Below are 21,124 nucleotides of genomic sequence, written 5' to 3' on the forward strand. Positions count from 1 at the left end.
AACTACATCCTCTCCCACCCGGAATAACGGAAGGAAGAATTCTTTGCCCTCCTTCTTCCTTCCGTTATGGAGGGCGCAAGGAGGCCACTCCTTGTTTACCTTGCCCCGCCAAATAAACAAGTAAAAAAACAATCACCTGTCCCCCCTCACACTCGACCGAAGTTTGACAATCCAGCGGGGGGCTTAGTTTATCTTACCTCCCTAACTACATCCTCTCCCACCCGGAATAACGGAAGGAAGAATTCTTTGCCCTCCTTCTTCCTTCCGTTATGGAGGGCGCTAGCTCTCCATGCCTTTTAGACCTTATCAAACCGACCCATAATAACACATCACAATCCAACTCACCCCCTCAATCACGACTGAAGCCTGACAATCCGGCGGGCGAGGCTTAGTTTATCTTACCTCCCAAACTTCACCTCTCTCTCCCGGAATAACGCAAGGAGGCAACAGCTTGTTCTATTTGCCTCCCGCCTACCTGTTCCTCTCAACCCACAAAAAAAAACGCACTCACTCCTAAAAGGGGAAAGTGCGGGCTTTTCATTCTGACAACTCTTTCCGATACTGACTCGGTGTTTTGCCTTCATACTCCTTAAAAATTTTAATAAAGTACTTTGACGTTTGATAGCCAACTTCCTCCGCAACATCAGCTATCGGCAATTTCGTTGAAAGTAAAAGATTTTTTGCATTTTGCAGCTTACGCCGTGTTACGTACTCGCTAAATGTCATATTCGTTTGATCCTTAAATAGCACACTAAAATAACTTGGATTCAAATGAACATACTCTGCTACCTCACGCATACTTAGCTTTTCTTTCGCATTCTCATTCACATAGTCCATCGCTTTTTTAATTGGCGATTCTGTTTGAAGGCTCCGTTTCTCCAAATCAATTAGCCGCTCATCGACGACTTTCTTAATAATTCCTTCATGTTCACGACTTTCTCCGACTTGTAAAGCTTGTTCAACTGCTTCAATTAGCTTAGATTTCATAACCGGTTTTAGCAGATAGTTTAATACACCAAACCGAATCGCTTCTTGCGCATAGTCAAATTCTGAATAAGCTGAGATCACAATTGCGACTGGTTTATGCCCTTCGTTTTCAATGAGTTTCAATAACTGTAATCCTGTCATCTCCGGCATCCGAATGTCTGTAATAAGCAATTGAATTTTTGCATCTCTTATGACTGCTAATGCTTCTTCTCCACTAGCTGCGGTGATGATCTCAAATCGACCGTCTGCCCAATTGTCTAACGTTTTCTTTAAGCCTTGTCTCGTTCGTGGCTCATCATCAACTACTAAGATCGTTTTCGCCCGCATCATTAACTCCCTCCCTCACTCGGTATTTCAAAAAAGACTCGGGTCCCTTTCCCTACTTCGCTTTCAATCGTAATTCCCTTGACCGTTTCCCCGTTATAAAATAACTCCAGCCTTTTATTTACATTGACCATCGCGATCCCATTGCCTTTTACCGATGGTATTCTGTCATTTTTAATTAACTTCATGACAGTCTCAATAGATGTCTTGTCCATTCCCGGTCCATCGTCGACAACTTCTACCAAAAGGGTTTCTGGGTTCTCAGACTGCCCGACACGAACAGATACTTCCCCTTGTCCATTTTTATTTCCAACTCCATGTAAAATTGCATTTTCCACGAGTGGCTGAATTAATAATTTGGGAATTTTCACTGCTTCATATTCAATCGGCACATTAATTTTCCATGTTAACCTGTCACCAAACCGTATTTTCATAATGTGCATATATCGTTCAATATGATCAACTTCCTCTTTTAAATAAACCCAGCCATCATCCATTGGATGGCTGATCGTATATCGAAACAGCTCGGACATTGCAATCACGTATTCAGCTAGCTCATCTTCCCCTTTCTCATCAAGGGACCAATAGAGCGCTTCTAATGTATTAAATAGAAAGTGTGGATTAATTTGAGCTTGCAACGCCTTTAACTCTGATTGGCTCCGAATAAGTTCCTTTTCATAGACGACTTCAATTAAATGATTCATCGTTGTCACCATATCATTATACGTCTCGTTTAATTCATTTAATTCAACGGTCGAATAGGTTTCAGGATTTGGTTTTAACGCACCTAACTTTCCATAATGCATGATCTTTGTTAGCTTTTGAATCGGCCTCGTTACTAAGTTGGACAATCCATAAGAAAAAAACAGGAAGATCAAAAATCCAATACCAGCAGAGTACATCAAGGTGGTTTGCAGAAAGACCACATCTTCAGTAACCGCAGCAATCGGCATTAAGATGAATGTTTGCCAGCCGGTTAACCGAGAATCCTCTTTTACTAACATGTATTCCGTCTCATCGATCATGACACTTTCCTGATCGTGGGTGACCATTCGTTCAATATCCCCTTGATAGGTAGAAGCGATCATCTTATCATGCTCATCGACTAAAATCATAAAGTCTTCTACTTCATCCGACTCTTGAAACTGAAAATAATCGGACCTGATTTGAACGACTAAATACCCACCTGGTGAAAACCAACGATCGATTAAATTCACTTGCCGTAAAGCTAAGAAGATATTAGGATTCAGACGGTCTCTTCCAATCCATACGAGTCTTCCTTTTGCCTCTTCCGCTTGCCTAATCGACTCTTCTTCAATCCTGCCAATTAAATTAGCTTCATTTAATGGAAAGACCCTTTGTCCATCATGTAAATACAATTCAAATAAATCAATGCCATTTGAATAGGCTTGATAGTTATTCACTATATTCATAAGAGCTTGTCTCTGATTAAACGTTGCCGGTTGCCCGAGTTCTTCTTCTAGTAATAATTGCTGCACAGAAGGGTCCGTTGCGACTTGATTCGTTAAGCGATCAATATGCTGATAAAGCTCGTCCATTCTACCACTCGCTTGAACGGCTGTTTGCTGAATTTGCCTTTCCGCATTGTTTTTGAGCAAAGTTGAAACGGCATTATAGGTCATCCCCCCAACTACGAATAGAACAATGGCCATAACAATAACAAAAACAAGTAATATTTGATTCCGTAATGTGCTCCACTTTCGTAACTTTTGTTTCATTGGTAGCAATCCTTTCTAGAGGCTGTTAAAAAAGACGTTTTTTCTTTTTCAACAACCTTTGAACACACTCTTCAAGAAGGTCGTTTCGGTCACACATAATAAAAAGTTCTCGCACATGATTATAGCATTATTGAAACGGTTTCCATATGAAGAGTCAAGGAATATGTACTTGGAAAACAACGCTTCTTCATACCAAAAAGACAGAGAACCAGTCTCTGCCTTATTATAATCAGTATCAAACTAATTCGGGGCGTACCAGGTACCTCACTCAAACAGTGAGCCTGCTTTTAGCAAAAATCCAGCTGCTGTCGCTCCTTCAATGATTCGTTCTTTATCATAGTACGTAGGCTTTCCAAGTCCGCCGTCCCCTAAAATAAATACTGTTACGATCTGATCGATTGGATGAACGAGCCAGTACTCTTTTACGCCATGGTGTGTTCATATAACTGATGCTTTCGGATATAGATGGGCTGCAGTCGCAGGCGAGAGGACCTCGATAACCAAGCTTCTGCAGATCACAAACAACACTGACATCAGGTTGAACGACTGTCTTAATCTCTTCATCTGATTCATCAGTACTTTCACCTAGCCGTACGTCACAAGGAGCAATATAGACGTCACAAGGTTGATCTTTTAAAAAGTTAGCAAATTACCTCCAAGCTCAAGTACCAAAAGTTGATGTTCACTAGAAGGAGCAGGTCATCGCATCAGTAGAAAGTCAGCTCTCCCGCTCTACCCGTTATAACTCTCAAACCGCTTAAACCTCCACACCGCCAACGCAAAAAACAACACTGACAAAGCAACAGTACACGACACAACCATCCAAACGTCCTTGCTCCAAACTCCTTCTAATAAAACCATCGAGGCCGCAGCGCGAAGATTCCCAGGACTCCATTCCATAAATCTTGGTAGCAACGATGTCAAAAGACTAATCGCTCCTAAAAAGAGGATGCTTGCTCCGGCAATGCCTCCATTATTTTTCACGACGGTCCCTGTAAAAATCGTCACGGCTACAACAAACACAATCCAAAGGCTATAGACAATGAAACTGCTGATTATAACAGTCCATGCCACATCCGAAAAAAGCAAATTCGTATAATACCATGTGAAGCCATAGCTTAAGAAAAAGGCGACAAGCAAAAGAACCAACTGAGCCACATACTTACTCCCGATATATTGTAGGGCGCTGATCGGCCTTACCATGACAAGAGTGAGCGATCCATTTTGTCGCTCTTGTGCAATGACGCTCATAACAGCGAGCACAAAGAGAAGGGTCCCAATCATTCCGAATTGAGACAGTGTCCCCATTAACACTTCCTCTCCCGATGGCGTCGGAATATCAATCGTTGCTCCATCTGGAATGTTGCCGGCCATTTCAAGAATTTGCGGCATATAATAACTCGTAAGCGGCTGGGAAATGCCAATGATGATTAGAACGATTGGCAACCAAATCCACTTGCCATTGCGAATGCTTTCAGTCATTTCCTTTTGAAGTAAGACGATAAATTGATTCATTGTTCCATCACCTTCATATATGCGTCTTCTAGTGAATCTTGCATCATCTCATAATGAACAACTGTGACGTCTTTGCTTATGAGTGTTGCAAGCAGCTCATTTGATTGAGACAAATCTTTCAAATACACGACGGCACTCGTTTGATCAAGATAGTCAATTGATTCGATAAAATCGATTTGATCAAGCGTTTGTTTAATTGCCTGTTCCGTGCGAAGCTTAATCGCTAAGGACGTAAACTCTTTTCTCAACGCCTCTAGCGTCCCATTCCATCTTAGATGTCCACCTTTTACCATCAAAATTTCATCACACACTTGTTCAGCATCATGCAAAATATGAGTGGAGAAAAGAATCGTCATATCTGTTTTTAATTTTTCAATGAGCTGCAACACATCCCGCCTTCCTGCTGGATCTAATGCTGAAACAGGTTCATCCAAAATAAGCAGCTCTGGCTCATGCAAAAGCGCCTGCGCAAGACCTAATCTTTGCTTCATTCCGCCGGAGAATCCGCCAATTTTTTTATTCTTTGCATCTTCTAAACTGACGAACGCTAACGTTTCTTCTACTCGCTTTGCTAAGCGTTGTTTCGGTACTTCCGATAACTTCCCAGCAAAAAACAAAAATTCTTTTGCCGTCATCCAATTAAAAAAAGACGGATGCTGCGGCAAAAAGCCGATCAATTTCCGGTAATCCTTGTTTTCATAGCCAGTGAATACAATGGAACCAGAACTAGGTGTAAGCAAGCCCGCTAGCATTAGTAACGTCGTTGTCTTGCCTGCCCCATTTGGTCCAAGCAATGCGATGCATTTTCCCCGCTCAATCGTAAACGATACACGAGTAACCCCCTTTTGTTCCTTGTATTGTTTTGATAAGTCTTTTATTTGTACAAGCATCTCTCTTCCCCCTTACTCGTTTTTCCGCCCAAAGACAAAGTACAAGATCGCCCCGAGCAAATTCACAAACAAAATAATTAGTAACCACACCCATTTCGGTCCGTTCGTTTCCTCTTGCTTAAACAAACTGACCAACGCCGCAATCGTCAAAATAGCTTGTAGCACTACAATTGGTGCAATTAATCCCCAGTTAATCTCTTGAAGTATCTCCATGCTCATCTCTCCTCTTTAGCTTATTCCTATAGGGACGAACTACAAAAAACAAATAAAACAAAGTCGGCAATGGAAACTGAATTAGCCCCCAAATCCCCCAAAACCAAGCGTAACTCCCTTTTTTCTTCGCATCGACAAACAACAATGTGCTTTGTACAAGCAATAGAACAACAACAAGTGGCAAGATCACGTACAGCTCAAAGTCGGTCATGCTACCTCATTCCCTTCCTTCTTCTCACGCTTAGCAAGCACATAACAAACGAGCGGAGCCACCACAATTGCACAAACTTGGATGACGATAAACATGTAAGGAGCTTGAAACACACTCGTCACAAATACACTTAAAATCAATACTGCTGTCAGCAAAAATAAGCCAAGCTCCTTATAAAAAGCTTTCTTCTTTTTCGCTTCAAAAAGGATGATTTGATCTTTGATTTCAATAAGAGAAGGAGTACGATCTCCAAGCTCATCTAGTTGTTCCCAATCTTGTTGTAGCTTTTGAATTACCCTTTCTTGATCCTCATGATTCACGATCTTTCCACTCCTTCCGTATTTCTTTTAACCCATTGTGTACACGCGATTTCACTGTTCCGGAACGAATCTCAAGCATCCTGCCAATTTCATCGTACGTATATCCATAATAATGACGCAGCAGCACCGGCACTCTGACATCTGCCTCTAACTGATTAAAATCAGCGAACACATCGCTCCAACTCATTCCTTTCGTATCTGCTTGCCAAGATAACTGGCGAGAAAGAGTGAGCTTCACTTGTTCGAGCCATCTTCGCTCACGCTTCTGTTTTCTTAAATGATCTATATACAGTCTTGATGCGATCGAAATCATCCACGTTGAAAACTTTCCATCTCCTTTAAACGATGCAAGATGGGTATAACATTTCAGCATTGTCTCCTGAGCAAGATCTCCACTTACGTCTTCATCTAACGTCAGCTTTAAGAGGTATTTATATAAAAAGGGATAATAGCGTTGAAAAAGGTGAGCGAACGCATCTTCATTGCCTGATCGTGCCTTTTGAATTAAACTTACGTCCTCCTCTTGTTCCATAACAAGCCCCTCTCTATTGGCGATCAACTATATGACGTCTGGCACAATCGAATCGTTCAAAAAAACTTAAATTTTTTAATCAAACGTTTATTTCATACCGCCATTAAGGATTTTCTGCGTATTAAATTCAGTTGTATTCTGATACGGATAATCTCAGAAGTCAATTGATCCATTTCTTTGTGTCCTAACGAAATAAACAACTTAAAACAAAAAAATTCCCCACTCAAACGTTGATCACGTTGCGGGGAGTTTCTTCTTATTGATGCTTCAATTGAGCGATATCACGTTTGTTTGTCTGGGTTTCTTGGAATAGGAGGTCAATGTCTGAGTTCATTTTATAAAAGGCGAGTTCAAGTTTGTCAAAGCGTTGATTCGTTTCTGTTCGAAGGGAAGTGAGGTCTTCCGTGTTTTTTGCGGTCATTGTAATTAGAGTTTGCAATAGTCTTTCATGCTGATCTAATCGAGATTCAACTTTATCTAGCCTTAATTCAACTTTGTCTAGTCTTGATTCCACATTATCTAATCTTAATTCAATTTTATCTAACCTGGCTTCCAACTTATCAAAGCGTCCCTCAATTTGTTCAAACTGCTTGTCCATTTTTTCGTTCATATTCTTTAGTAGAGTTAGAATTTCATTTTCCATTGAATTGCACACCTCCTTTTGATCATTTTATGTCGAATAGGAGAGAAAGTAAAGGTAAGCAAGCGAAAAAGAAAGAAGGTAGATTCTCCAAGGGCACATCAAAGGTTGCTACTTACCTTTGATGTGCCCTTTTAGCAATGAGCGTAGCCATTACCATTGATGTGAGAAGTGTCTTGTCTTACACCTTAAAGCCCACTATGAGTGTGGTTTCTCATAGCAGGCGCGCATCGTGCGGAGCCATTGCCGCTTCCTCGATGGACTTTTTCAGTTGCTTCGATTCTCCTTCAACCTCGGTTCACTTTCCTCTTTTTCCAAACCCCTTCAATTCATCGTTGTCACCTCGTTTTATTTAGAAGCGGTATCATAGTTATCTTCTTGTTCTTTAGTACAAAGCAGTGGGCTCCTTATCTAGCAACGGTCAAGGAAGCAACCTTCTTTGCTCCGTTTTCTTTTAGTACCGATGCGGCTAACCTGACGGACGTTCCAGTTGTATAAATATCATCAATAAGCACAATGTTCTTCTGGCTGACGTCTGCATCCTTTCGAATCGAAAATGGATTTTGGTGAAGCTGCTTTATTCGTTGTTTGCGATTTTTCTTGCTTTGCTTTTCTCCTGACGTTCGAAAGAGAATGGCCGGATCGTCCGCCCAGCCTTGCATGAGTAATCGGGATTGGTTAAATCCTCTCGCAATTAGCCGTTCTTGACTTAGCGGGAGTGCAACCGGAAGATATCCGCAGAATTCTCTTTCATACACTTCAGCTAACTTTTCAGCAAAAAAGAAAGCAATGACTGCGTCCCCACGGAATTTAAATGTCGCAAACCATTCCTTTAAAAAGGCGTTGTACTCATAAAGCGAAACATTCCGTTCAAGCACATGGACGATATCACTTCGCCGAGCCCAACGCAAACAGTCTGAACATTGATTTCCTTTTTTAAATGCAGGCGTTAAGGAATCGAGCGATCGTGAACAGCTCGAGCAACGATTGCCGTGAATCGGCGTCAGTTTTGACTCACACGGCGGACAAAGCTTAGTAGTTGATTCGAGCATTAGCAGTTTTCGCCAAATCGGCTGCTCATAAAATGTCGTATGACAGGCTAAACACCTCATTTAATCCCTCCTTCACTATTCATTGCTTCAATATGTTTTCGCGCTGCTCTCATCGCTTGTGAAATGCCATAATGGCAAAAGACAATATCTCCAGCGGGCGCCTCCACTTTTCGTCCAACTCGTCCAGCAATTTGCACAAGTGCCGCTTCTGTAAAAATATCCTGCTCTGCACCTAGTACTGCTACTTGAACATCGGCAAACGTTACTCCTCGCTCTAAGATCGTTGTCGTCACTAGCAACGGTATGTTTTGATCTCGAAAGGCTTGGACGGCTTGATGACGATTCGGATCATCGGCATGGACAGATGCATGGACGAAGGATTTTTCGGTTAATAAAGAGGACACTAGATGCAACGTGGAAATTGACGGGACAAAGAGGAGAATCGGCTTTTTCTTTTGTTGATGGGCTTTGATCCACGTCATAAGTACGTGCGGGAGTTTCATTTTTCGTAAAGCTTTTTGCCAATTGCCACACCATTGAAACCGTGGAACTGGTAGCGGAAACCCATGAAAGCGCCTCGAGATTTTCATGACTGTAAGATTTGGGGTTGTAAGGAGGCTTGAGGATGGAGTCGCACTTAAGTAAATCGTTGAGGCGCATTCTTTTTTGGCGTGGTGTACAGCGTATTGCAGGCTTTTATCATAGGAAAATGGAAAGGCATCGACTTCATCGATGACGACAAGATCAAAGGCTTTGTAAAAACGCATCGTTTGATGAGTTGTCGCTAGCACTAGTTGTGCGTTCGGCTGTTTGTCTTTGCTTCCCCCATATAAAGCGGAAATTGGGATGTTCGGGAACGATTGCATGAAGCGCGGGTACAATTCTTTCACGACATCTGTTCGTGGAGTAGCAATGAGGACGCGCTTGCCTTGCGAGAACGCCGCTTCTAACCCGTGAAAGAGCACCTCAGTTTTTCCCGCTCCACAAACCGCCCATACGAGTAACTCTTGTTGCTCGTGCGTTGCCTTAATGACAGCTTCTGACGCTTTTTTCTGTCCAGGAGAAAGGTCACCCCTCCACTGTAGCGTTTCTTGCCTAGAAGGAACCGTTACCTGAGGGGCTATCCAAAGATAAAGTTGCTGACAACTACTGACTTTCCCTAAAAGCAAACAATGACGACAGTAGGAGCAAGTTGTTTGACAGCGGGCGCAATGATGTTCGCTAAATAGCGTTTGATCATCATTTCCGCAACGCCGACACGTCCAACGCCTACCAATCATTTCTAGTCCAGGCTCAGCCTTTAGATAGCCATGCTTTAGTGCTTGTTTTATCAATTCATTTTGTAAGGGGATTTCTGAATGGAGCAATCGTTTTCCGTGAAGATGTTGCGCTACGTTTTGAATATGAGCAGAGTATTTCATTCGGGGCACCTCATTTCTTTGGAATGTACACCTGCCTTATGCAGGTCTTCTGCTTGAGCTAAACGACGCTAATAAAAAAAGAGCATGACAACGTTGCGTTGTTGTCATACTCTAAGATGTGTAAAGGATGTCTACTTTTTTTTCCAACAAATCGCTAGGCTTCCAGGGCCTAAATGCGTTCCGAGAACAGGACCTAAATGACTAATATCGACTGTGACGTCTTCAAATTGTCCTTGAATGGTAGCCGCTAATTTTTCAGCATCATCTAAACGATTCGCATGAATAACTGTCGCGTCAAACGTTCCACCTTGTTCAACGTCCGCTTCAAGCAAACCGAGAATTCGCGTCAATGCTTTTTTCTCCGTGCGCACTTTCTCAAAAGGAACAATTCGTCCCTCTTCAAAAATAAGGATCGGCTTAATTTTTAGCAAGCTTCCAACGACTAACTGTGCTGTATTCAAGCGCCCTCCACGGTGTAAATGACTTAAATCATCGACCATAATGTACGCTTTTGACGTTTTTTTCATCTCTTTGAGCTTTTCAAGAATGGCTACTGCATCAGCACATTCGTTCGCCATTTTTGCAGCTTCAACAGTATAATAGCCTTGAGGAGCTGAACTAATTTCTGTGTCAAATCCATATACGTCAATACCCCGAACCATATTAGCAGCCGCCATGGCAGCTTGATACGTGCCACTAATCTTACTAGATATATGAATGCTGACAACTTGCTTGTACCCTTTATTTGCAAGTTCTTCATAAAGAGTGACAAAATCACCAATTGCAGGCTGTGATGTTTTCGGAAGATCTTCTGTTGTCGTCATTTTTTCATAAAATTCCTCTGTCGTAAGATCTTTTTCTTCTTGAAAAGATTCCTCTCCAAACACAACATTGAGTGGCACCATCTCAATCGACAATTCCTTTCGAACGCTTTCGGGTAAATAGGCCGTACTATCCGTAACAACAGCAACACTTTTATTCATAATATATCCTCGCTTTTCTTATATGGAAAGTCTTTCTATCACTTTACATGGAAACAAACTTGCTTTCAACCCTCCATTGTTGCCGCTCTCAAAAATCACATACAAAAAAGAGAGAATTGCCGATGTAGCAACCTCTCTCTTCTTTGTTTATCTTACGATGACATATCCTTTTTTTATTGCTTCAACAACTGCTTGCGTCCGGTCATTTACACTCATTTTCTGTAAAATGTTACTTACATGGTTTTTCACCGTTTTTTCACTAATAAACAATGATTCACCGATCGCACGGTTGCTTTGTCCGTCTGTCATCAACTGTAGTACTTCACATTCACGACGAGTTAAAATATGCAACGGTTTGCGATATTCAACTTCTCTAAACCCAATCGACTCTTCATGAAGCTCATCTTCTGTTGCAAGACGACGATATTCATTAATAAGATTATGTGTTACTTTTGGATGAATATACGCCCCGCCCGATGCGACCACTTTGACCGCTTCGATTAAAGCAGATGCATCCATCTCTTTCAACAAGTAACCAGATGCTCCTGTTTTTAATACATGAGTAACATATGATTCATCATCATGAATCGATAAAATCAATACTTTTGCCTTCGGAAATGCGGTAACCAATTCCTTCGTTGCTTCTACCCCATTCATTTGCGGCATATTTATATCCATTAATATGACATCTGGACGGTAAATCTTAACAAGCTCGATCGCTTGAGAACCATCTTGTCCATCAGCAACAATTTCAAACTCTGGCTCCATCGCTAAAATGCGTTTTACACCTTCACGAAATAACTGATGGTCATCAATGATTACAATTTTAATTTTCTTATTTTGATCTTCACTCATCATTTTCACCTCTTTGCTGACACTTTTTCAAATTTGTTTACAAGATTGCTAGTTTGACTTAGCGTTTATCGGAACCCCAATGATAACTAGTGTACCTACATTTAGTTTCGATTGAATGTTGATTTCACCCTTTAGCATATGGACTCGTTCTTTCATCCCGATTAAACCAAATGAACCTTCTTTTTTTAAAGATGGATCAAACCCTTTTCCATCATCTTTAATTAACATTATAACCTTAGTTGGCTTGATTTCAATTTTCACTTGGATTTCGGTAGGGTCGGCATGCTTATAGGCATTTTGTACTGATTCTTGCACAAGCCTAAATAAAGCAATTTCTAACTGCTGTGGGAGACGTGTCTCTTTTCCAACGTGCCGAAACACTATTGATATCTGCGTACGTTCTTCAAACGTCTTTAAATATTTTGCTAGAGTCGGCATCAATCCGAGGTCATCAAGCGCCATCGGTCTCAAATCATAGATAATTCTTCTCACTTCCACAAGTGATGATTTTACCATTTTTCGCAAATCTTTGAACTCATTTAATGCTTGTTCAATTCCTTTTTCTTGATAAATTCGTTCAATTAGCTCAGAGCGAAGTAGGACATTTGCCATCATTTGCGCAGGTCCATCATGTATTTCTCTTGATAGCTTTTTTCGTTCTTCTTCTTGCGCCTCGATAATTTGCAATCCAAATGCTTGCTTTTCGCGTGCATCTTCTATGACATCCGTTACTTTTTTTATATCACTTGAAAGAAATTTATGAACAATTGACATTTGCCCTGCCAGTTGTTCAGAACGCATCACCGTGTCTTTTAAGTTCACTAAGCGTCTTTCAATCTGATCTCGTTTATCTCGCAATTGAATCTCTTCTTGCTTGAAAACAGCTAGTTGAATTTGATAATCATTGGCTTGCTCATAAGCAACTCGTACTTCGTCATTTGTGAATTTATCAAACTCTTTGCTTACTTCAACTAAGCGATTACGCGCAAAGCGTGCGTGCATTTGCGTCCGATCTGTTTTTTCAATAATTGTCGCTACTTTTAGACGAACTTCCACGAGTTCATTCTCCAAAGCTTGAAGCTCTTGTCGTGACTGCTCTCCAATTTCAAAGATTTGTTCACGGCTTTGCCCAACTGTACCCATTGTCTGATCAATAATTTCGTCAAAGATTTTGGTATCTCTCAAACCAATCACCAGCCTCTAGTGGAAAAATGAAGCGATCCATTTGCTATGTAAAATAAATTTCGCTATTCTTATTTTACATCATCTTCTACGAGAATAACGCAAAAATCTTTTCTAGCAAGCTTTTTTCTAGAAGTCTGGATCAGCTAGAATCTTTTTTTCCTCATTTGAGGCTCTTTTCGACAAATATATCGTACCATAGCATTATTACATATAGATTTCTCACATTTGTAAAACTATGAAAAAAGAAGGGAGAATCATCATGGCTCTTTCAACCTACCAAACCGTCAAAGATACCGGAGAACATGAAATCACCATACAAAAATCAAGATTTATCGCTCACTTTGATAGAGTCGAGACAGAAGAAGCTGCACAAGCGTTTATCGATAGAATAAAAAAGCAGCATTGGAACGCAACCCATAATTGCTCCGCCTATTTAATCGGTGAGCGCGACGAAATTCAAAAAGCAAACGATGACGGTGAACCAAGTGGAACAGCCGGAGTCCCAATGCTAGAAGTATTAAAGAAAAGAGGATTAAAGGACACCGTCGTCGTCATTACCCGCTACTTCGGTGGCATCAAGCTTGGCGCAGGCGGATTAATCCGTGCATATGGAGGAGCTGTTAGCGAAGGCCTAAATGAAATCGGCATCGTTAAGCGCACGCTTACCCAAGTAATCCATACCGAAATCGACTATCACTGGCTCGGGAAAGTCGAGCACGCCTTGCGCGAATCCCCTTACCAAATGAAGGGAACCGACTATCTTGAACAAGTCGATGTGCAAACATACGTTGAGATTGACAAAGTAGAAGAGTTTGAGGCATGGATAACAAATATTACGAATGGACAAGCCGAGATTAAGCGAGGCGAGGAAACGTATTTAGAGGTTGAGATTTAGTAGATAGGGAGAGAGGTTGATTAATGTTTTTAAGGAACCTTTTAACTACTGATTCTGATGGTTCACGGCTTTTTACAATCATCACATCACTCCTATTTACATGCTACCTACCTAAATACGATAAAATGAACAAAAATCCTCCTATTAAATCATGAAAGGATGACTGATATGATAAAAACGTTTCATTTAAAAACAACAGCAAGAGATCAAATGATTGAGATCACAGCACAGATTGAGGACTGGATTTCTGAGCAACAAATCGAGGATGGACTCGTTGTCGTTTCCTCCCTCCACACAACGGCCGGCATTACCATTAATGAGAACGCTGACCCAGATGTGAAAACCGACATGCTCAGGCGCTTCGATGAAGTGTACCCTTGGGACCATCCAAAAGATCTTCATATGGAAGGCAACACGGCCGCTCATATGAAAACGAGTACGGTTGGTCATGCGCAAACAGTCATTATTTCAGGTGGACAACTTGTTCTTGGAACATGGCAAGGCATTTATTTCTGTGAGTTTGACGGACCGAGACACAGAAAAGTTATTGCCAAAATAGTCGAAGCATAGGTTATGGGGTTAGCCCCCGCTGTCTCATCACCTAACTGCAGCGGGTCCTGACTTCTTTATACTCGCTATTACGATCTTCACCGCTCTTTTCAATTGCTTATGCGACATACTCGGTAACTTCGCATTCGTTAAAGCCAATTCGTGGCTAGCGGGAATGTGGGTAAACCCAGCTGGACATGTAATCGAATGTTTGTCTAGTCGTTCGGACTGACCCTCAAATAAAAGAGACAACGACGACAGCCACTGCCCCTTTCAACTCCTTCATAAACTCTTATTTCTCAATGACTCGTGGATCGAGCGCATCACGCAGGCCATCCCCGATAAAGTTGAAGCATAATACTGTGATCAATATGAGGAGACCTGGGAATGTCGGATACCACCAAGCGGTACGGAAAATCGTTACACTTTGCGAATCGGTTAACATGTTTCCCCACGATGCGTGAGGTGGCTGTACTCCTAGTCCAAAGAAGCTTAGTGCAGATTCAGCCAGGATAAAGGAACCAACTGCAAGAGTCGCTGCTACGATTACCGGACCTAAAGCATTCGGTAAAATTTGCGAGAATATAATCCGTGTGTTTGACATCCCGATCGTTCGTGAGGCAAGTACGAACTCACGCTTTTTCAGCGATAAAAATTCCCCGCGGACAACACGAGCTGTCCCTGTCCAACTTAGTAAAGCAAATACTAAGATGAGAATATTGATACTTGGCTCTAGAATCGCAACCAATGTAATTAATAAGAAAATGTTAGGAAAAGCAAGAATCACGTCAACGGCACGCATTAAGAATGCATCCACTAAACCGCCAAAGTAACCAGCAACGGCCCCAATTACAGCACCAATCGTTACAGCACCCAACATCGATGCGAAACCTACATACAATGAAACCTGTCCTCCGTATAGCATACGGCTAAATAAATCACGACCTAAATGATCTGTACCAAGCCAATGCTCTGCACTTGGCTCACCTAAACGATTCCGCAAATTTTGATAGGCCGGATCATGCGGCGCGATATATGGTGCTAATAAACAAGCAATCGTAATAACGGCTAACGTCACAAGGCCAAAAACGGCTAACTTATTTTGAAAAAACTTTGTAACAATAATGGATAAGAGGGATCGACGTTCGCCAAGAATTTGGTTATCTTTCACTTCGAGCCCTTGATTTTCTATATGTGGTTGTGTAGCCATGCTATCGTCCCTCCTTAATACTCAATTCGCGGATCAAGTACTGCATATAAAATGTCCGCAATCAAATTTCCAATTACTGTTAATACTGCACCAAACATTGTGATTGCCATAATCACGGGATAATCACGCTGGAATGTTGCATCAATAAACATCTTTCCAATTCCCGGCCAGTTAAAGACCGACTCAACAATCGCAGAACCACCAATCATCGTTGGAAGCATTAAACCAAACATCGTAATAACAGGGATAAGACCGTTACGAAGACCATGTTTGTACACAACGCGACGTTCACGGAAACCTTTTGCACGAGCTGTACGAATGTAATCCTGATTAATTACTTCAAGCATACTTGAACGAGTATAACGTGTAAGACCAGCCATATCGGCTGTTGCTAATACAAACGCAGGTAATATTAAGTGTTTTAGGCGGTCTATTAAACTAAAGTCCGCTCCAATCGTTGAAATACCACCAACTGGAGTCCAGCCTAATTGCACAGAGAATAGCATAATGAGCATAATACCGAGCCAAAAGTTAGGTGTGGCCAGTCCTAAGAAGGATCCAACTGTGACCCCATAATCGGTCATGGAATACTGCCTTGTTGCTGAGATAACCCCGAACGGAATCGCTACAATAGCGGCTAAGAAGAGTGATGATGCCATTAATAGGATGGTGTTCGGCAAACGATCTAAAATCATGTCAGTAACCGGCATTTTTCGCGTATAAGATGTACCAAAATCACCTTGAGCAACATTGCCCAACCAACGAACATATTGAACCGGAATCGGATCATTTAACCCTAAGCGCTCAATTTGTGCTTCACGCACTTCAGGAGAAATTTCTGGATCTAAGTTTAAAATAGCTGGTTTACCAGGCGCTGCGTACATAATCGCAAATGATAATACGGATATTCCAAATAAAATCGGGATCATCATAATGACCCTCTTAATGATGTAACTAATCATGATTACATTCCTCACAATCCCTCAAGATAATTTAGTAGAGTAGGAAGGGGAGGGATTCACCCCTTCCCCCCACTACTTGAAGGCTTATTCTGTTACATACCACTCGTTAACTTTGTACATGTTAACACGTGGGTGATGAGTGAAGCCTTCAACACGGTTGTTAAGTAAAATGTGTTGCTCTGGGTAGTATAGGTATGTGTAAGGTTGCTCTTCAGCAAGAATCTCATAGATCTCGCCAATGACAGCCGCACGCTCATCTTGGTCAACGATTTGCTTGTTACCAGCAGCTAACTCATCGACACGGTCATTACGGTATGAGATGTTGTTTAAACCAGCTTCAATTTCACGAGAATGCCAAATAGCTGTAGGATCTGGATCTAGCGCAAGAGCCCATGCAAGAACAACAGCGTCAAAGTCATAGTTAGGTGGGTTGATTTGATCTAAGAACGCACCCCACTCCATTTGACGAGGGTTCGCTTCTACACCGATTTCAGCAAGCATTTGTTGTACAATTACACCAATGTCACGACGAATGACGTTACCATCATTAGAAAGAATTTCAAAAGAGAATTTTTCTCCGTCTTTTTCTAAGATGCCATCAGCACCAGGCTCCCAACCAGCTTCTGCTAGTAACTCAAGAGCACCTTCTGGATCATAGTCAAATTCAGGAACATTATCTGGGAACGCCCAGCTAAGTGGAGATGCAGGAGCATGTGCTACTTCCCCGCGCCCGTCCATAATTTCATCAACGATTAATTGACGGTCAATAGCCATTGTTAATGCTTGACGAACACGTTCATCATCAAATGGAGCACGGTCATTATTCCAACCGATATAGTCATAACGTAAAGCTAAAACCGAAGAAACTCGACCATGGTCATATGTTTCAGCCGTTGCAATTTCGTTAGGTGGTAAGATCATCCAATCAATCTCACCTGTTTCAAACGCTAAAAGCTCAGCATTTGTGTCCGCAAAGATACGAAATGTTACTTTATCAAGGTTCGGACGACCTTCATAGTAATCATCAAATGCAACCAACTCGATGTATTGTCCATCTTGGTACTCAACAAATTCAAATGGACCCGCACCAATTGGGTTTTCACGGTTGTATTCCATATGATCTTCAAGATCAGCTACAGGAACATCTTCAAGAATATGCTTCGGAAGAATTCCATAACCAGAACGCGTGATGAAACTTGCATCGACTTCATTTAAAATGAACTTAACTGTGTACTCGTCTACGACTTCTACACTTTCAAGCTCAGTAAAGTCACCAGCACGCGGACCTGTGTAATCAGCGTTTTTGAAGATATCATATGTAAACTTAACATCTTCTGCTGTAAGTTCTTCCCCATCATGGAACAGAACGCCCTCTTTAAGTGTATAAGTATACTCTAAACCATCTTCAGAAATTTCAGGCAGATCAGCAATTCCTGGAATCATTTCAAGTTCTTCATCAGATTCTAATAGACTAGCATGAATCAATTCAATAACATCTGAAGAAGCTGTATCTTGAGAATATAGGTCATTAAATGTTACAGGCTCTCCAGAAGTACCTAAAATTACACTACCACCTTCAGCAGGACTAGCTGCTTCCCCGCCTTCTGTTGCATCATCTGTTGCTTCCGTTGGTTCTTCAGCTGGCTCATTATTGCCACCACAAGCTGCAAGCACGATCATAAGTGCCATTGCCATGCCTAGTAGCATTAATAACTTCTTGTTTACCATCATTTTTCCCCCTTAATCTTTTCGTTTTTAAATGGTTGTGAAAACAAGTAGATCCTCTTAAACTCCTCTCGCCAGGCAACACCTCCTTAACAGAATATAAAAGAATCTTCTAAAAATCTTCGGCAAGTCAAGAGATCTAGGTCATCCCTTATAGACTCTTTATTTACTAGAAGCAACTTCATCGTTATAAAGATGACAAGCGATATAACGATCTTTACGCACTTCTCTAAACTCAGGGATATCGACTTTACAATGGTCCATCGCCTTCGGACAACGGGTGTGGAACACGCAACCAGTTGGTGGGTTTGATGGATTCGGAATATCACCTTGCAAGAGAATACGGTCCCTCTTCTTCTCAGAAGGATGTGATTTAGGAACCGCCGATAACAGTGCTTGTGAGTAAGGATGAAGCGGTTCCGCATACAGATCTTTCTTACTTGACACTTCCATCATATTCCCTAGATACATAACCCCAATGCGATCAGAAATATGTTTCACAACCCCTAGGTCATGTGCAATAAACAAATACGTTAACCCAAACTCCTCTTGTAAATCTTTCATTAAGTTTAAAACTTGAGATTGAACTGACACATCAAGCGCTGATACAGGTTCATCACCTATAATTAATTTTGGATTTAACGCAAGCGCACGAGCAATTCCAATCCGCTGACGCTGTCCACCTGAAAATTCGTGCGGATACCGATTAGCATACGATGGATTTAATCCAACTTTATCCATTAATTTTTCAATATACTCTTGACGCTCTTTCCCTTTGTATAATCCGTGCACACTCAATGGTTCTCTTAAAATAGCTCCCACTGTTTTACGAGGGTTAAGTGATGAAAACGGATCTTGAAAAACCATTTGAATATCGCGGCGGTAAGGCAACAATTCACGTTCTTTTAAGGTTGAAATATCTTTGCCATCAAAGATGATCTCACCTTCTGTTGGCTCATATAAACGCATAATGGTGCGACCAGCCGAAGACTTTCCACAGCCAGATTCGCCAACTAGTCCAAATGTTTCCCCCTTTTTTATCGAAAAGGTGATACCATCTACTGCTTTCACATTCCCAACCGTACGTTGAAAGAACCCTTTTTTGATTGGAAAGTACTTTCTCAACCCTCTGATTTCAAGTAACACATCCTTATCAACCTTTGTTTCTTGATCCATCAGTTGTAGACTCATTCCTCGTTTCTCCCTTCCTCATGCAAAAAACATCTAACTTTACGTCCCGGCTCCACTTCGACTAATTCAGGCTGTTCTTTTGCACAGCGATCAAATGCAAGCGGACAACGTGTGACAAAACGACATCCTGTTGGAAAATTATCAGGAGTTGGGACGTTTCCGGCAATGGATGTTAATCGATCTTGTTCTACATCTAATTTTGGAACTGATTCCATTAATCCAACTGTGTATGGATGTAATGGCATATCGAATAACGGAACAATATCTGCTTCTTCTACTACTTGTCCTGCATACATAACTACAACTCGGTCTGCTAGTTCAGCAACAACCCCTAAATCATGTGTAATTAAAATAATGGAAGAATTAAATTTATCACTTAAGCCACGCATTAAATCAAGAATTTGAGCTTGTACCGTTACGTCAAGAGCTGTTGTCGGCTCATCAGCAATTAATAGCTTTGGATCATTACTCATCGCCATTGCAATCATGACACGCTGACGCATACCACCAGACAAACGGTGCGGATAATCAGCTAATATTTCATCTATTCTAGAAAAACCAACTAGTTCAAGCATCTCTTTCGCACGCGCATATGCTTGTTTTTTCGAGAGCTTCTTGTGGTAGATGAGAGTTTCCATCAGTTGATCACCAATTGTTAAGACGGGGTTTAACGATGTCATTGGTTCCTGAAAAATCATCCCGATATCGTTGCCACGTACTTTAAACATGCGATCTTGACCATGCTTTAACAAGTCGTCTCCATTAAAAAAAATTTCTCCCCCAACTATTTTTCCACCTGGTGAAGGCACAAGTTGCATGATTGATAGAGTCGTCATGCTTTTACCAGAACCTGACTCCCCTACGATCGCAATCGTTTCTCCTTCATTTACTTGAAACGACACATCATCTACAACAGGAAGCTCTTTTCCTTTTTTATAAAAATAAGTCTTTAAATTACGTACATCTAACAATGGCTGTGTCACGATCTTCACCTCATTCTACTTAGAAGACTTTTCCTTGCTACCAATTAGCAAGAAAGCGCTTCAATAATTAACCGACCTATCAAAGCATACGAAAATAGCAAATTATTATTTCAAGATTTCGAATATTTTCATTACTCGACGATATAGGAGAAAGAATCTTTATACTGTTTTAACTCAATGCTCACATCTACGGATATGATGCCATCCATCTTCGCAAGATCTTTGTTAACAAACTGAACAAGATCATCATTATTTTTAAAATAAGCTTGTAAAATTAAGTCGTGACGTCCCGAAAAGGCGCCTACGAATCTTACTTCTTGAAATTGATTTAAGGTTCTTGCAATTTCTTCCTGTTTCCCAAGCTTTGTTGAGATTCCGATAATTACTTGAACATCTAATCCAATTTTGTTCGGGTCCATATGTATGATAAATTCAAAGACTCCATCTTTTAACATGCGATTGATTCTCGTTCTGATCGTTCCCTCACTAACATCAAGCAGCTTGGCAATCTCTGTATAAGAACGTTTTCCATTTTCTTGCAAAAAACCTAAAATCGCCATATCCATTACATCTAATTTCCCCATTCTAACCACTCTCTTCTTTAAAACGAATTTCGCTAGAAAACCAGTTTAATGTTACGAATATAAATAATTTCACATACTTTTCTGCAAATTTCGTAAATTGGACTAACGTTATTATATGTGATAAATTTACCTGATGCAATATTCAATCTTTTTAAAAT

22 protein-coding genes are annotated in these 21,124 nt (G+C 41.1%); 2 read left to right on the forward strand and 20 right to left on the reverse strand.

What is annotated here, in order from left to right; translation table 11 throughout:
• Positions 1–537: 537 nt before the first annotated feature.
• The 14 genes from SLH51_RS16885 to SLH51_RS16950 form a co-directional block, all read right to left on the reverse strand.
• Positions 538–1,314, reverse strand: a complete 777-nt coding sequence (locus SLH51_RS16885; protein ID WP_335962633.1) for a response regulator transcription factor — start codon at positions 1,312–1,314, stop codon at positions 538–540.
• A gap of 2 nt (positions 1,315–1,316) precedes the next feature.
• Positions 1,317–3,050 carry a sensor histidine kinase gene (locus SLH51_RS16890; RefSeq protein ID WP_335962574.1) on the reverse strand — a complete coding sequence of 578 codons (1,734 nt, stop codon included), beginning with the start codon at positions 3,048–3,050 and terminating at the stop codon, positions 1,317–1,319.
• Between the two features lie 732 nt (positions 3,051–3,782).
• On the reverse strand, positions 3,783–4,565 hold the full coding sequence (locus SLH51_RS16895; protein ID WP_335962576.1) for an ABC transporter permease: 783 nt from the start codon (positions 4,563–4,565) through the stop codon (positions 3,783–3,785).
• Entirely contained in the window at positions 4,562–5,455 is an 894-nt protein-coding gene (locus SLH51_RS16900; RefSeq protein WP_335962578.1) for an ABC transporter ATP-binding protein, read from the reverse strand. The genes SLH51_RS16895 and SLH51_RS16900 overlap by 4 nt, the downstream gene beginning before the upstream one ends.
• A gap of 12 nt (positions 5,456–5,467) precedes the next feature.
• Positions 5,468–5,668, reverse strand: a complete 201-nt coding sequence (locus SLH51_RS16905) for a PLD nuclease N-terminal domain-containing protein (RefSeq protein ID WP_335962579.1) — start codon at positions 5,666–5,668, stop codon at positions 5,468–5,470.
• The gene (locus SLH51_RS16910) at positions 5,646–5,879 is read right to left on the reverse strand and encodes a transcriptional regulator (RefSeq protein ID WP_335962580.1); all 234 of its coding nucleotides are present in this window, start codon (positions 5,877–5,879) and stop codon (positions 5,646–5,648) included. The genes SLH51_RS16905 and SLH51_RS16910 overlap by 23 nt, the downstream gene beginning before the upstream one ends.
• A complete protein-coding gene (locus SLH51_RS16915; protein ID WP_335962581.1) occupies positions 5,876–6,199 on the reverse strand; it encodes a YxlC family protein in 324 nt (107 codons plus the stop codon). The genes SLH51_RS16910 and SLH51_RS16915 overlap by 4 nt, the downstream gene beginning before the upstream one ends.
• Positions 6,189–6,731, reverse strand: coding sequence for an RNA polymerase sigma factor SigY (sigY, locus tag SLH51_RS16920; protein WP_335962583.1), 543 nt, complete (start codon positions 6,729–6,731; stop codon positions 6,189–6,191). The genes SLH51_RS16915 and sigY overlap by 11 nt, the downstream gene beginning before the upstream one ends.
• A 256-nt stretch (positions 6,732–6,987) precedes the next feature.
• Positions 6,988–7,374, reverse strand: a complete 387-nt coding sequence (locus tag SLH51_RS16925; RefSeq protein WP_335962584.1) for a hypothetical protein — start codon at positions 7,372–7,374, stop codon at positions 6,988–6,990.
• Between the two features lie 404 nt (positions 7,375–7,778).
• Entirely contained in the window at positions 7,779–8,483 is a 705-nt protein-coding gene (locus tag SLH51_RS16930; RefSeq protein ID WP_335962586.1) for a ComF family protein, read from the reverse strand.
• Positions 8,480–9,844, reverse strand: a complete 1,365-nt coding sequence (locus SLH51_RS16935) for an ATP-dependent helicase ComFA (RefSeq protein WP_335962588.1) — start codon at positions 9,842–9,844, stop codon at positions 8,480–8,482. The genes SLH51_RS16930 and SLH51_RS16935 overlap by 4 nt, the downstream gene beginning before the upstream one ends.
• A 131-nt stretch (positions 9,845–9,975) precedes the next feature.
• Complete coding sequence (locus SLH51_RS16940; RefSeq protein ID WP_335962589.1) at positions 9,976–10,827, reverse strand: DegV family protein; 852 nt, start codon at positions 10,825–10,827, stop codon at positions 9,976–9,978.
• Between the two features lie 147 nt (positions 10,828–10,974).
• The gene (locus SLH51_RS16945; RefSeq protein ID WP_335962590.1) at positions 10,975–11,682 is read right to left on the reverse strand and encodes a response regulator transcription factor; all 708 of its coding nucleotides are present in this window, start codon (positions 11,680–11,682) and stop codon (positions 10,975–10,977) included.
• Positions 11,683–11,730: 48 nt separating this feature from the next.
• A complete protein-coding gene (locus tag SLH51_RS16950; protein WP_335962592.1) occupies positions 11,731–12,867 on the reverse strand; it encodes a sensor histidine kinase in 1,137 nt (378 codons plus the stop codon).
• A gap of 259 nt (positions 12,868–13,126) precedes the next feature.
• Between SLH51_RS16950 and SLH51_RS16955 the strand changes: the two genes are divergently transcribed.
• Both SLH51_RS16955 and SLH51_RS16960 read left to right on the forward strand, forming a co-directional pair.
• The gene (locus tag SLH51_RS16955) at positions 13,127–13,762 is read left to right on the forward strand and encodes a YigZ family protein (RefSeq protein ID WP_335962593.1); all 636 of its coding nucleotides are present in this window, start codon (positions 13,127–13,129) and stop codon (positions 13,760–13,762) included.
• A 168-nt stretch (positions 13,763–13,930) separates the two neighbouring features.
• Positions 13,931–14,332: a secondary thiamine-phosphate synthase enzyme YjbQ gene (locus SLH51_RS16960; RefSeq protein WP_335962594.1), complete on the forward strand. Its 402-nt coding sequence runs from the start codon at positions 13,931–13,933 to the stop codon at positions 14,330–14,332.
• A 271-nt stretch (positions 14,333–14,603) separates the two neighbouring features.
• On the opposite strand, the gene opp4C is transcribed toward SLH51_RS16960, so the two are convergent.
• The 6 genes from opp4C to SLH51_RS16990 all read right to left on the reverse strand — a co-directional run bounded on the left by opp4C (position 14,604) and on the right by SLH51_RS16990 (position 20,966).
• Positions 14,604–15,521, reverse strand: coding sequence for an oligopeptide ABC transporter permease (opp4C, locus tag SLH51_RS16965; protein ID WP_335962595.1), 918 nt, complete (start codon positions 15,519–15,521; stop codon positions 14,604–14,606).
• Between the two features lie 14 nt (positions 15,522–15,535).
• The gene (locus tag SLH51_RS16970; RefSeq protein ID WP_335962597.1) at positions 15,536–16,483 is read right to left on the reverse strand and encodes an ABC transporter permease; all 948 of its coding nucleotides are present in this window, start codon (positions 16,481–16,483) and stop codon (positions 15,536–15,538) included.
• Between the two features lie 84 nt (positions 16,484–16,567).
• Positions 16,568–18,214: a peptide-binding protein gene (locus tag SLH51_RS16975; RefSeq protein ID WP_335962598.1), complete on the reverse strand. Its 1,647-nt coding sequence runs from the start codon at positions 18,212–18,214 to the stop codon at positions 16,568–16,570.
• A gap of 156 nt (positions 18,215–18,370) precedes the next feature.
• The gene (locus tag SLH51_RS16980) at positions 18,371–19,399 is read right to left on the reverse strand and encodes an ABC transporter ATP-binding protein (RefSeq protein ID WP_335962599.1); all 1,029 of its coding nucleotides are present in this window, start codon (positions 19,397–19,399) and stop codon (positions 18,371–18,373) included.
• A complete protein-coding gene (locus SLH51_RS16985; protein ID WP_335962600.1) occupies positions 19,396–20,382 on the reverse strand; it encodes an ABC transporter ATP-binding protein in 987 nt (328 codons plus the stop codon). The genes SLH51_RS16980 and SLH51_RS16985 overlap by 4 nt, the downstream gene beginning before the upstream one ends.
• Before the next feature lie 131 nt (positions 20,383–20,513).
• A complete protein-coding gene (locus SLH51_RS16990) occupies positions 20,514–20,966 on the reverse strand; it encodes an Lrp/AsnC family transcriptional regulator (protein WP_335962601.1) in 453 nt (150 codons plus the stop codon).
• Between the last annotated feature and the right edge of the window lie 158 nt (positions 20,967–21,124).

Source organism: Halalkalibacter kiskunsagensis (genome assembly GCF_037027555.1).
Classification (GTDB): domain Bacteria; phylum Bacillota; class Bacilli; order Bacillales; family Bacillaceae_D; genus Halalkalibacter; species Halalkalibacter kiskunsagensis.